The sequence below is a fragment of the Bifidobacterium bohemicum DSM 22767 genome (assembly GCF_000741525.1).
GTDB lineage: Bacteria > Actinomycetota > Actinomycetes > Actinomycetales > Bifidobacteriaceae > Bifidobacterium > Bifidobacterium bohemicum.
In genome coordinates, this window is sequence record NZ_JGYP01000001.1 from 35728 (window position 1) to 48289 (window position 12562).

10 protein-coding genes and 1 tRNA gene are annotated in these 12562 nt (G+C 56.0%); 10 read left to right on the top strand and 1 reads right to left on the bottom strand.

Annotation, left to right across the window (positions count from 1 at the left end; genetic code table 11):
- The first annotated feature begins 15 nt into the window (after positions 1-15).
- The 5 genes from sucC (at position 16) to BBOH_RS00185 (ending at position 5620) form a co-directional block, all read left to right on the top strand.
- Complete coding sequence (sucC, locus tag BBOH_RS00165) at positions 16-1209, top strand: ADP-forming succinate--CoA ligase subunit beta (protein ID WP_033520142.1); 1194 nt, start codon at positions 16-18, stop codon at positions 1207-1209.
- The gene (gene sucD, locus BBOH_RS00170; protein ID WP_033520143.1) at positions 1209-2135 is read left to right on the top strand and encodes a succinate--CoA ligase subunit alpha; all 927 of its coding nucleotides are present in this window, start codon (positions 1209-1211) and stop codon (positions 2133-2135) included. Before sucC ends, sucD begins: the two co-directional genes overlap by 1 nt.
- Entirely contained in the window at positions 2132-3601 is a 1470-nt protein-coding gene (locus BBOH_RS00175) for a cell division protein PerM (RefSeq protein ID WP_052118081.1), read from the top strand. Before sucD ends, BBOH_RS00175 begins: the two co-directional genes overlap by 4 nt.
- Positions 3602-3610: 9 nt before the next feature.
- Positions 3611-5260 (top strand): bifunctional phosphoribosylaminoimidazolecarboxamide formyltransferase/IMP cyclohydrolase, encoded by a 1650-nt coding sequence (gene purH / locus BBOH_RS00180; RefSeq protein ID WP_033520144.1) that lies wholly within the window; start codon positions 3611-3613, stop codon positions 5258-5260.
- 69 nt (positions 5261-5329) lie between these two features.
- Complete coding sequence (locus BBOH_RS00185; protein ID WP_033520145.1) at positions 5330-5620, top strand: hypothetical protein; 291 nt, start codon at positions 5330-5332, stop codon at positions 5618-5620.
- A 163-nt stretch (positions 5621-5783) separates the two neighbouring features.
- Here BBOH_RS00185 and BBOH_RS00190 read toward each other — a convergent pair whose 3' ends face one another.
- Positions 5784-6785 carry an MIP/aquaporin family protein gene (locus BBOH_RS00190; RefSeq protein WP_052118082.1) on the bottom strand — a complete coding sequence of 334 codons (1002 nt, stop codon included), beginning with the start codon at positions 6783-6785 and terminating at the stop codon, positions 5784-5786.
- 252 nt (positions 6786-7037) lie between these two features.
- Between BBOH_RS00190 and BBOH_RS00195 the strand changes: the two genes are divergently transcribed.
- From BBOH_RS00195 to BBOH_RS00215, 5 genes are all read left to right on the top strand, one after another.
- Positions 7038-7811 carry a pseudouridine synthase gene (locus BBOH_RS00195; RefSeq protein WP_033520146.1) on the top strand — a complete coding sequence of 258 codons (774 nt, stop codon included), beginning with the start codon at positions 7038-7040 and terminating at the stop codon, positions 7809-7811.
- Complete coding sequence (der, locus tag BBOH_RS00200) at positions 7808-9943, top strand: bifunctional cytidylate kinase/GTPase Der (protein WP_033520147.1); 2136 nt, start codon at positions 7808-7810, stop codon at positions 9941-9943. The genes BBOH_RS00195 and der overlap by 4 nt, the downstream gene beginning before the upstream one ends.
- Before the next feature lie 382 nt (positions 9944-10325).
- A tRNA-Pro gene (locus BBOH_RS00205) sits at positions 10326-10399 on the top strand.
- Positions 10400-11061: 662 nt separating this feature from the next.
- On the top strand, positions 11062-11469 hold the full coding sequence (locus tag BBOH_RS00210; protein ID WP_033520148.1) for a nuclear transport factor 2 family protein: 408 nt from the start codon (positions 11062-11064) through the stop codon (positions 11467-11469).
- 94 nt (positions 11470-11563) lie between these two features.
- Positions 11564-12487, top strand: coding sequence for an alpha/beta hydrolase (locus BBOH_RS00215; RefSeq protein WP_052118083.1), 924 nt, complete (start codon positions 11564-11566; stop codon positions 12485-12487).
- The last annotated feature ends 75 nt before the right edge of the window (positions 12488-12562 follow it).

The following is a 12562-nucleotide window of genomic DNA, read 5'->3' on the forward strand; positions in this document are numbered from 1 at the left end:
TGCAGGAAGGCCGTTATGGATCTTTACGAATATCAGGCGCGTGAACTTCTCTCGGAACAAGGCATCAATGCTCCGGAAGGGGTGTACGCCCGTACCACCGATGAGGCGGTTGAGGCTGCGGAACGCATAGGGTATCCTTGCGTCGTCAAGGCTCAGGTGCGTATCGGTCATCGCGGTCAGGCCGGTGGTGTCAAGCTAGCCGGAAATCGAGATGAAGTGCGCGCCTGTGCTCAGCAAATCCTGCCCATGACCATTTCAGGTCATGAAGTCAATGGGGTACTGATAGCTGAGGCGAAGAACGTTCTGCATGAATACTACGTTTCGATTTCTCTGGATCGTTCCTCCAGGGATTTCGATGTGTTGGCTACCGCCAATGGTGGCACCGAAGTCGAGGAGATTGCACGAGAGCATCCGGAGTCAGTCAAGCGGTTGCATATCAGTGCCTTGGAAGATTTCAATCTTGAGGCGGCTCGCCGTATGGCACAGTCCATCGGCTTCTATCATGCCGACATCGATCAGGCGGCCGAAGTGCTTTTACGCATGTGGCGGTGCTTCAAGACCAATGATGCTACGTTGGTGGAGATCAATCCTTTGGCCAAGGTTGGTGAGCCCGATGACGAAGCTTCCAAGAGTCTTTCGGCACTTGATGCGAAGATTTCCCTTGACGACAACGCCGCGTTCAGGCATGACGGTTGGAAACGCTTTGCCAGCGCCGCCACTGCCAATCCTCTTGAACGGCGCGCGAAAGAACATGGATTGCATTATGTTCACCTCGACGGGCAGGTCGGAGTGATAGGCAACGGTGCAGGACTCGTGATGAGTTCGTTGGATGCCGTGCATGGGGCTGGAGTAGCACAAGGTACGGGTGCGGCACCAGCAAATTTCCTCGATATTGGCGGTGGAGCGTCGGCCGAGGTGATGAGCGAAAGTCTGTCCATCGTACTGTCCGATCCGCAGGTGAAATCCGTGTTCATCAATATATATGGCGGCATTACGGCCTGCGATCAGGTCGCCGAAGGCATCTGTTCCGCAATGGACAAACTGAATGCTTCCAAACCCATCGTGGTACGGTTTGATGGTAATGCCGCCGTGGAAGGACTCGAGATTCTTAAAGCGTTAGACAACCCGAATCTCGTGGTACGTTCCACTATGGAAGAGGCGGCTGAAGAAGCGGCGCGTTTGGCATATGCCGGCAAGGAAGGCAAGTGATGGCGTTGTTCCTCGAAGAGGGTTCACCGGTTATCGTGCAAGGAATGACCGGTCACCAAGGCATGACACATACCGCGCGCATGCTCGCAGCGGGCACCAATATTGTCGGAGGGGTTAACCCACGCAAGGCGGGCAGTGTCGCATCATTTACGTTTGCTCGTAACCAACTCCATACGGCAGACATCCCCATTTATGCGACCTGTGGCGAGGCGAGAGAGGCTACCGGTGCCAAGGCGAGTGTGGTATTTGTGCCTCCGAAATTCGCCAAGGAAGCTATCGTTGAGGCCATTGAGGCCAGCATCGGCTTGATTGTGGTGGTTACGGAAGGCATTCCGGTTGCGGATACCGCGTACTGCGTGGAACTGGCACTCGAGCATGGCATCCGTATCGTAGGGCCGAATTGTCCCGGACTGATGACGCTGCCGGAACATTCGAACGAGTTCGGAGTCAACCTTGGCATCATCCCGGATGGTATCGTCGGCCGTGGTCCGCTTGGTCTGGTTTCCAAATCCGGCACATTGACCTATCAGATGATGGACGAACTGAAGGATATCGGTTTCACGGCCTGTCTGGGTGTGGGCGGTGATCCTATCGTCGGCACGACCCTTCTTGAAGCCCTGCAGCAGTTCGAACAGGACCGTGCCACTGAAGGCGTGATGATGATTGGTGAAATTGGCGGGAATGCGGAACAGGATGCAGCCCAGTGGGCCAAGGATCACATGACAAAGCCCGTGGTGGCCTATATCGCAGGCTTCACAGCTCCTGAAGGCAAACAGATGGGTCATGCCGGTGCAATCGTGTCCGGCGGGAAAGGCACCGCACAGGATAAGAGGGAAGCCCTCGAAGCGGTGGGCATACCTGTAGGCAACACGCCAGCGCGGGCCGCCGATCTGATGCGAGAAGCTTTGAATGACAGGCGCCGATGAACAATCATAAAAGACCTTGGCTTCGCGGTATCGTCATCGCATTTGTTTCGATGGCGATTTTTACCGTTACGCTAGGCGTTTTTATGTCCTTGATGCTACTCGTGATTTCCATTGAGGAGGGCGGCGGCCCGCTTTCGGATTTTTCTGTATCCTTGACGTTGGCCATCGTACTTTTGAGTCAAGGTATCGGTTTTGTCTCAGGAACGGTTCGACTGACCATCGTTCCGTTGCTGCTGACTTTTTTGCTTATCTGGCTGATCTGCACGCTCACCAGACGCATTTCGACAAACTGGCAATCGTTTTGCACCGGTCTGGTGACGTGGGTTTTGACCATGTTCGTGTTTTCGCAGAACGTGCTTGTGACTCTGTGCGACCCTTTATGGATGCAGGCGATTAAGAGCGCCGCCATTTTTTCATTGGGGTTTTCGTGGGGTGCCGTGCCATGGCGTTCTTTGGCTAAACAGGCCAAAAAATTGATGGCAGAACATCTGTCATTGATGACGCTTAAAGCTGTGATGTTCTGCTTGGTCAATGCTTTGATCGTACTTGGGATCTTTACGGTTTGCGGGCTGTTCACCGTAGGAGCGTGGACGGTGCACGGCAGTCATGCGGTCGTGAGAGTGTTCAATATGACTGCAATGCAAACTGGCTCGCGGATACTGACCTCCATCTGCGCGGTTGCGTGGTTACCCAATCTGATGGCATGGGCCGTATCCTGGCTTTTTGGTTCCGGATTCTCGATAGGTGATCTGGCCACTTTCACCCTGTGGTCCGGCGGGGCGACCGGTTTACCCGCTATTCCGGCCTTTGCGATATTCCCTGAGCAAGTCAACAACGGTCAACTGCGCATCTTATTCGTGTCGATACCGATGCTGGTCAGTTTCGTCATAGGCGTTATCGAGATGTTTCTGCCTACAGAATTCGCCATTTCGGCCGGCAAACCTGATCAGGACTGGCATGGCTCCAACCGGCTTAGACATCTGGTCGGCCAGTTTATCAGTCCGCTGGCTTCCTTCGCCGTCACCACGGCGCTGTTGGCGGCTTGCCAATTCCTGTTTTTCCGTCTGTCGTCCGGAGCGTTGGGTGAACACCGTTTGGCGTACATCGGGCCTGAGGCAAGGACAGCCACCTCAATCATCGTCAAAACAATAGGAATCGGATTCTTTTGCGCTTGGCTTGTGGCGGTTATGGTCGTAGGAGCGGTAATTACCATTCGCATCGTGGCCAGGTATATACGCGGCAACGCTCAGGTGTTCCAAAATACTGACGCGAAACCCGATACAAGCACTGCTAATCCTGGCGACGAACCGTCAATCAATCCTCAACAGACCGGTCCAACCCAATCGAACACGTCCTTGACGAATTCCGCGGAACCAAGCTCGAATATCTCCGCAGTTGACGACAATACATCCGTTCATAAAAACGTGGATGAGATCACCAATTTATCGGATACACCAACAAGCTAGGAGACGGTGATGGCAGATACCAATCGTGTGATACGTCGTGCACTGGTTTCAGTATATGACAAAGCGGGCATAGAGATTCTTGCCCAAGCGTTTGTTGAGGCTGGCACCCAAGTGGTTTCCACAGGCGCCACGGCTAAGGTATTGAAGGCTTGCGGCGTTCATGTCACGCCGGTTGAAGAGGTGACAGGTTTTCCTGAAAGTCTTTCGGGACGTGTCAAAACGCTCGATCCGCATATTCATGCCGGAATTCTCGCTGACATGACCGATCCGAATCAGGCTCGTGAGCTTACCGACCTTGCTATTGAGCCGTTCGACTTGGTGGTGGTCAATCTCTATCCGTTTGCCGATACCGTACGATCTGGCGCGAACGAACCTTCAATCGTTGAAAAAATCGATATAGGTGGTCCATCCATGATTCGCGGTGCGGCGAAAAACAGTGCGAGCGTGGCGGTCGTTTGCGATTCCGCAGATTACGCGTTAACAGCCGAGCGCATCAAAGACGGTACGGGATTCTCACTTGAGGAAAGGCGTTGGCTGGCATCGAAAGCCTTTGCGACAACCGCTGCCTATGACGCAGCCATCGCGCAGTGGACCAAGACTCGCTGGGTAAGGCCGGAATCCATCCAGACCGTCAACCCGTTAAATGGCGATGATCGTGCTTCTGAACAGTCCAATGAGGACGAAGTCACATTCCCGCGGCATTTGACGCACACCTGGGAGAGATTGAGCGTGCTTCGATACGGTGAAAATCCTCACCAGAAGGCTGCCTTGTACGCGGATACCTTCGAGCCAGACGCCTTTGCACATGCCGAACAGCTCGGCGGCAAACAAATGAGCTACAACAACTACGTGGATGCCGATGCGGCCTGGCGTGCAGTTTGGGATTTCGCGCCTCAGATTGCAGTGTCCGTGTGCAAGCACAACAATCCTTGCGGGCTGGCCATCGGGCAGACCGTCGCCCAGGCCCATCTGAAGGCCCATGCATGTGATTCCAAGAGTGCCTATGGTGGAGTGATAGCCACGAACGCGACGGTATCGCTCGAAATGGCTCAGAACATTCGTCCCATTTTCACCGAGGTGATTGTCGCTCCGGACTACGAGCCTGACGCATTGGAACTGCTGAAAGCACATAAGAAGAATCTGCGTATACTGCGTGTGTCTGAACCTCCAACCGGCCGGTTGCAGCTCCGGCAGATTGACGGTGGTGTGCTCATGCAGTCGTTGGATCGTGTGGATGCGGCGGGCGACGATGTTGCCAACTGGCGTCTTGTCGCTGGAAGTCCCGCGGACGAGAGGACCATGCAGGATCTGGCCTTTGCTTGGCGGGCTGTGCGCTGTGTCAAATCAAATGCGGTGTTGCTGGCCAACGATGGAGCGACCGTTGGAATAGGCATGGGGCAGGTCAACCGTGTGGATTCCTGCCATCTAGCCATTGAGCGGGCGAACACGCTTGTCGATGGCATGGATCGTGCCACAGGTTCCGTGGCGGCATCGGACGCCTTCTTCCCATTTGCCGACGGCGCTGAGGCGTTGATCGAAGCTGGAGTCAAAGCTATTGTGCAGCCTGGCGGGTCTATTCGCGACACGGAGGTTATCGAAGCGGCACAGCGATATGGGGTCACCATGTATTTGACGGGCGAGCGTCATTTCTGTCACTGAGCTTTGGTTACATACAGAAGGTATGTGCATTATCGGAGTTATCAAGAAACGTCGCCAGGGGGTGCGGACATGAACAAGAAGCGCCATCCGTATGTGTCGGAGGAGCAGGAGGGCAAGCCCGTTTTCGAATGGATCGTCGCGGCACTGGTGGCGATTGCGACGTCATTCGCAGTAATGGGTCACATCAGGGCCGCTACGGTCATTATCGCATTGACGGCAATCATTATCGGAGTGTTCCGTCTGGTACTCGGTCAACGCAGTCCTTGGAAAGCACGTTCGGTAGGTTTCGACGCATTCATCTCCATCTCGTTCGGATTGGGATTGCTGCTTGTCTATTTCAGCATACAGATGATGATGTAATGTCGTTTGATCGTGGGTTTGTCCGATCTTCCGTTATAAGTGGTTAGCGGGAGATCTTGATACGGGTATGAATTGGGGTCCTAACGTTTGTCAGGACCCCAATTCATACCCGCGACAGATATTACGGATAATAATGCCGCATAACGCTCTTGGCGCGGGACTACTACTCCAAAGCATCCCCAGCGGAAGCGCCAAGGGACGCGCCAGGAGCGTTCTGAACATCGGCATCGTCGGTATCCGTTGCTTCCGTTTGTGGCGCTTTGGCGGTTTCTTCAATGAAGATGTCGTCATCGATCTGGTGTTCGTTGGATTGTCTGTCTTCGATGGTTTGGCCGATCATCGAAATCGCAACCACAATCGTCGCGGCGAAGATGGGACAAATCCAGAAGTAGAGCAACTGGGCCAGGGGATCGACCGGCAGACCGGAGCCGTGGGCGAAAATGGCGATTCCGGTGGCGCGGGCAGGGTTGAGAGACGCGCCCGTAACCGGGTGGGTGATTGCAGCGCCTAAAGCATACGCCGCGCCCATGACGACAGCCGCGGTGTCGGTGGGCTTCCCATCGTCATCCATTGAATGCAACGCGGCGGAAGTAATGATAAGACCGGCGATGATCTCAACAATGATTGCCAGCAGAAGACCGAAATTCAGCCTCGTGTTTTGCAGTGAGGCCGCAGAAATCGAATTGCTTCCGAATCCGTTGATGGCCTTGGCGAACCACGTTTGAGCAGGAACCGTCTGAGAAACCGGCAGAACGAGAATCGTGATGCCGCCTGCGACGATTCCGCCAAGCACCTGAGCCACGATGTAGGCGATGCCGTTCCATATATTGGTTTTTCCGGTGAGGATGGCGGCCAATGTCACCGCAGGATTGAATTGCCCCCCGGAGAACCTGCCGAAAATGACGATCATCAATGCGTAGGCAAGCCCCGTTGTCAGGCTCGAAAGAATGACGTTCGGTCCGTAGAGCGTCATGCTGATGGCCGAAATCAAATAAATCGACACGAATATCAGCAGGCTTCCCAAAAACTCGGCTGCGGTTCCCAGCAACAATGTTGCCAGATTGGACTTAGAGCCGCTCTTTTCCTCACTGGCCTCTGACATGATGTCTGCCGGCACCGTCTCATCGGCTGTGACGGTTTCGTATTGAGATTCTTCTAGCGTCATCACGATTCCTTATCTGATTTTGCGCGTTCACGCGCCGTATCAAACGCAATGCTATCAGCAGGGCTGTAAGTAGGGTATACTGAGGTGTTGGTACCGGAAGCGGATGTGAAACTGAAAAATGTTTGGCTCCTAAATGCGCTCAGAAACCCTCGATCCGTGGGACTTCTCGGCATTCGCGGACGAAACCGAACTGTTTGATATATGACGGACGGATGCCGGAATGACGCCGTCCTTGGCCACGTTGGGAGAACGATGCCACACGCATACACCCGCGCCGAACGCGCGCACAGCAACCAAGACGAGGGCGTTCGTCTACAGAAAATCCTTGCGCAGGCCGGTTTCGGTTCGCGTCGCAAATGCGAGGAAATGATTACCGAAGGTCGAGTCGAGGTGGATGGCGAATTGACCACCGAACTTGGCACACGGGTCGATCTGGGTCGTCAGGAGGTTCGTGTCGACGGTTCTAGGGTTCGTTTGAACCCCAACCATGTGACGCTGGCGCTCAATAAGCCCAGGAAGGTTCTTTCCGCAATGGACGACCCGAAGGGGCGTTATACATTGAGCGACATTGTGGGGGACAAATACGACCGCATCTTCCATATGGGCCGACTCGACTACGATTCCGAGGGGCTTATTCTCATGACCAATGACGGGGAGCTGAGCGAACACGTGATGCATCCGCGCTACGAGGTTCAAAAGACATACATCGCTACCGTCGAGGGGCGTATCGGCGGCAATATCTGTCGGCGTTTGGTGACGCAGGGCGTCAATCTTGACGACGGGCTCATACGCCTCGACCGTTGCGCCATCATTGACTCAAGTCGAGACCAGACCATCGTCAAAGTCGTTCTTCACTCCGGTAAGAATCGCATCGTGCGTCGTATTTTCGACGCGGTCGGATACCCGGTGCGTCGACTGGTGCGTACGCAAATCGGGCCCATCAAGCTCGGTGAGATCAAGCCGGGTGCCTATCGCGTGCTTTCGCAGGCTGAGGTACGGGCTCTGTCGAAGGAGGTCGGACTGTGATACGAGTAGCCATAGACGGACCGGCAGGAGTCGGCAAATCTTCCACCTCCAAGGCGTTGGCCGAACATTTCGGATTCGCATACCTCGACACAGGTGCGATGTACCGTGCGGCGGCTTGGTGGTGTCTGAGACGCGGCGCCGATCTTGATGTCGAAACCGTAGATGAACAGTCCGTCACCGAGATGGTGAGCGAACTGTTCACTGGTGACCACTTCGAACTCAGCGTTGATCCGGACCATCCTTCGATCCATGTGGACGGCGAGGACATCAGCGAGCAGATTCGCGATTCGAATGTTTCGACTCACGTCTCGAAAGTGTCGAACATTACTCCGGTGCGCCACCTTCTGATTGCGGCGCAGCAAGCTTATATCGAGGCGGAGGGTGCGCCTGATTCGTTTTCCAAGGGTGCCGGCGTGGTGGCCGAAGGGCGTGACATCACCACGGTGGTCGCCCCTGAAGCCGAAGTACGCGTATTGCTGACCGCGCGGCCTGAAGTGCGGCAGGCACGACGTAGCGGGCAGGCCGCCGGGGGACAGGCCGGTGCTGAAAACGTCATCGCGCGAGACCAAGCGGATTCAAAGGCGACGAGCTTTTTGACCGCTTCCGATGACGTGACCACGGTCGACAATTCCGACCTCACGTTCGACCAGACGTTGCGGCAACTGATAGAGCTGGTCGATCAGGCCATCGAAACACAGGAATACGACCGTTATGCCGCCAACCTTGAAGACTATGAGCTTGATGAGGCCGATGAGGCGTTGCTGGACGATGACGATGCTGATGGATCCGACGCCTTCGCCGCCAAGCCCGTGGGTGTGCTCGCGGTGGTGGGCAGGCCTAACGTCGGTAAATCAACGCTTGTCAACCGTATCCTCGGCAGACGTGTCGCGGTCGTGGAAGACACCCCGGGAGTGACGCGAGACCGTGTGAGCTATGACGCCGAATGGGCCGGGACCGATTTCAAGATCGTGGACACAGGCGGTTGGGAGACGGGAGTCGAGGGAATCGACTCGGCCATCGCTTCGCAGGCTCAGGTGGCCGTCTCGCTTGCCGACGCCGTGCTGTTCGTCGTGGACGGTCAGGTGGGTGTGACCGCCACCGACGAACGAATGGTCAAGATGCTGCGCAAGGCCGGTAAACCGGTTATTCTCGCGGTCAACAAGATCGACGGTTCCAATAGCGAATATCTGACGGCGGACTTCTGGAAGCTGGGGATGGGCGAACCATACGCCATTTCGGCCATGCACGGCAGGGGAGTGGGCGATTTGCTGGACGTCGCGATTGATCAGCTCGCCAAGGCCGAGAAGACCTCGGGCTTCCTCACTCCGGGCGATTTACGTCGGGTTGCGCTTATCGGCAGGCCGAATGTCGGCAAGTCTTCGCTGCTCAATCAGCTGGCCCGCGAAGAGCGCACCGTTGTCAACGATCTTGCCGGCACCACACGCGATTCGGTCGACGAAGTGATCGACATCGATGGCGAGGATTGGCTGTTCATCGATACGGCGGGCATCAAGCGGCGGCAGCATAAGCTTTCCGGAGCCGAGTATTATTCCTCGCTGCGCACGCAGGCCGCCATCGAGCGCTCCGAGCTCGCCTTGGTGCTTTTCGACGCGACCGAACCCATCTCGGATCAGGACCTCAAGGTGATGAGCCAGGCCGTTGATGCGGGTCGCGCGATCGTGCTCATATTCAACAAGTGGGATCTCGTGGACGAATTCGACCGGCAACGCATCGAGCGTTTGTGGGCCACCGAGTTCGATCAGGTCACATGGGCAAGGCGCGTCAACCTCTCGGCTAAAACCGGCTGGCACACCAACCGCCTGCACGCTGCGATGGACGAGGCGCTTGAATCGTGGGATCAACGTATTCCGACCGGCAAGCTCAATTCGTTCCTCGGCCGCATTCAGGCGGCGCATCCGCACCCGCTGCGTGGCGGCAAACAGCCGCGCATCCTGTTCGCCACACAGGCGTCTTCGCGTCCGCCGCGCTTCGTCATCTTCGCCACCGGATTCCTCGAGCCCGGATACCGTCGATACATCGAACGCAATTTGCGCGAGGAGTTCGGTTTCGAAGGCACCCCGATTCAGATTTCGGTTCACGTGAGGGAACGCAAGTCCGACAAGAGGAAGTAGCCGAAGTTTGCCGACCGAGTCGGCGGATGAAGTTTCGTGATGGCTTGAATCTAGCTGTTCTACGAAACGCATCCGTCGTCTCATTTCTGCGGTTAGGTGCCCGCAGATCGCAATCGCATGGTGGTACCCAACAATCGTTTGGTGAGTGATTACTGGCATTGGTGTATGTATTACAGAACCCATTGATGGCCGTATATTCAGCTTTCGGTGAGGGTGTATCGAATCAAGAATGTCGATTGTATGACGAACGCTGGCTAGTTCTGACGCCAACCGAGATTCGTGCTTCGGTCGCTTGCCTGCCCCCGCGAACTGCTTCGCCACGCCGAGGAGGTGATGCAAGGAAACATGTGCTAGACTTACTCCTTGGTGCTATTGCACTGTTCGGGTCGTAGCGCAGTTTGGTAGCGCACTTGACTGGGGGTCAAGGGGTCGCGGGTTCAAATCCCGCCGACCCGACGAGAAAAGCCCGGAATTCCAACGTTTTGAGAACATTGGAATTCCGGGCTTTTGCGATTTTAAACACGATTAGACAGGATTCCAGCGCAATCAGATTCGATGACCGCAGAGCTCCGTCGTTTCGGGGATGTAGGTCAGACCTTGTGCGCCTTAGTGCTGGGGGGGGGCAGAACAACGGACGGTTAACAGCTAGGTGCTGCCCGCTGGGATGATTGGATGCCGGCTGGATTCAGGCAATCGTTCTGAGGGGCAGACCGGCGATGTCGAGTTTGGAGTAATTGGTTTGCTCCCCAATTCTACGGGTTTCAGGGCTATGTTATTGAGGGCCGGTGATCCGTGGGGGGGGGGTCGTATTCGGCCATGGATCCGCATTCATGGCAGGTGCTGTGCTGGCCGATGGCTTTGGTGGATTGACGTGTTTTGACTTCGAGCGCTTGATGTTTATATAGTTGTTTTAGGTTTGGATGACCGATATATAGCCGTTGAGGTTTGTTGTCGCGTTTCCCGGCTTTATGAATTTGAGCGATATCACTCCGCCTCCCTCCTCTTGTGGGTTCGGGTTCGACGTCTGCGAATTCGGCCATATGGGCCGATTCTTGCGGGGAAGTCGTTTTCGGCGCGGCCATGGGAGGCGTGGCCGGTAAAGGAGTGTTGTCACGGATATGGTCCTGAAGGATGATATCGATTTGGATTTTCCGCGTTCACTGGCTGAACGGACGGTTCGGCGGTATGCGCGGGCGATGTCCGACGTCGATGTCGAGACCGCGGCGGGGCTTTTCGTTCCCGACGCGGTGAGGGTCGACCCGATCGGCGGAAATGTCTGCCAGGGCAGAAAGGAGATTTTTGCCGCTTTTAGACAGGCGCTGTCGTCTGCGCCGGCGCGGGTCAGTTTCGTCCCGGGGCCGCCGCATGGCAGAGGGAATAGGTTCGCCTTCGAGTTCCGGCACACGGTCGCCGGTGTCGGGCCTGAGAAGTCGTTGTACGGCATAGATGTCTTCACGTTCGACAGGGACGGGCTTATTGAAAAGGTCGAGGCTTATTGGGGTGACGACGATTGGAGCGAGAAATAGATTCGGAAACGGTCCGTCGATCCTTGTTCGCCGGAACCGAGGATATGAGGCGAATCGTCGGTAATGATCGCCGGTCATATGGGAAAGGGGTCGTATGAAGCGACGTAAAGTGACAGTTGCGGCGTGCGCCGTGATGGCTATCGTGGCGATAGTGATAGGTGTCTGTTGGGCGGCAAATTCGTTCAGTAAGGGCGATGACCCCGGAGCCTCGGGTTCGTCGGCTCCGGCCAGTCGGCTGGAAACCGTGAGCTATGACATTACGTACCAGGGCAGGCACTATGCGAAGACCGCGAGCGTGTATGTCCCCTCTTCCTATCGGAAGGGCACGCCGATGAACATCCTGTATCTGCTGCACGGCTCGTGGACGAACGGGCCGAAACTGGCCGTCCAGATGCAGACGTATCTGGACGGTTGCCTTTCTGATAAGCCGATGCTCGTGGTGTTTCCTACCTACTATCCCGACGCATCGTTCGTCGTCGCCGATTGGCCCAAGGACTACGCGCTTAACCGTTTCTTCGCCACTGACGAGATCGAATCCCTCATGCGGGTTGTGGAAAGCCGGTTCACCACCTATTCCGATGGCGTCACGCAGGCGGATTTCATAAACAGCAGGACGCACCGGGCTTTCGGGGGTTATTCGATGGGGGGTCTCACCACTTGGGAAATGCTCGCCGCCAAGCCGCAATATTTCCATGATTTCATGCCGATGGCCGAGTACAGCTGGATCAACCAGAGCACGGGCGGCACCACTGATCATGATACCGCCGAAAATCTCCTAGCCGGCCTCAGGGCACGGCACTACGGCTCCGGCGATGTGACGGTGATCGCGATGGTGGGCGAGAAGGACGACACCAAGACCCGCATGATTCCCCAGATCGACGCCTTGCGCGCCGACAGCGGCGGCATCATGAACAAACGGAACCTCGTCTACTGGGAGAATCCCGGCGGCGGGCATGGCCGTGCCTCGTTCAAGGCCGAGGTCAAACACGGGCTGCCGTATCTGTTCGCCAAACAATGAGACGCATGTCGGCAGGGAAATATCCTGCCATGCGACTTGGCATGCAAAGTGGATGAAGAAGAACGGCCATGAATG

Excerpts from the sequence above, each read along its gene's own strand:
- BBOH_RS00185 (WP_033520145.1), top strand. The coding sequence starts at position 5,330 with ATGAACAAGAAGCGCCATCCGTATGTGTCGGAGGAGCAGGAGGGCAAG.
- BBOH_RS00195 (WP_033520146.1), top strand. The coding sequence starts at position 7,038 with ATGCCACACGCATACACCCGCGCCGAACGCGCGCACAGCAACCAAGAC.
- BBOH_RS00190 (WP_052118082.1), bottom strand. The coding sequence starts at position 6,785 with ATGACGCTAGAAGAATCTCAATACGAAACCGTCACAGCCGATGAGACG.
- sucD (WP_033520143.1), top strand. The coding sequence starts at position 1,209 with ATGGCGTTGTTCCTCGAAGAGGGTTCACCGGTTATCGTGCAAGGAATG.
- BBOH_RS00215 (WP_052118083.1), top strand. The coding sequence starts at position 11,564 with ATGAAGCGACGTAAAGTGACAGTTGCGGCGTGCGCCGTGATGGCTATC.
- sucC (WP_033520142.1), top strand. The coding sequence starts at position 16 with ATGGATCTTTACGAATATCAGGCGCGTGAACTTCTCTCGGAACAAGGC.
- purH (WP_033520144.1), top strand. The coding sequence starts at position 3,611 with ATGGCAGATACCAATCGTGTGATACGTCGTGCACTGGTTTCAGTATAT.
- BBOH_RS00175 (WP_052118081.1), top strand. The coding sequence starts at position 2,132 with ATGAACAATCATAAAAGACCTTGGCTTCGCGGTATCGTCATCGCATTT.
- BBOH_RS00210 (WP_033520148.1), top strand. The coding sequence starts at position 11,062 with ATGGTCCTGAAGGATGATATCGATTTGGATTTTCCGCGTTCACTGGCT.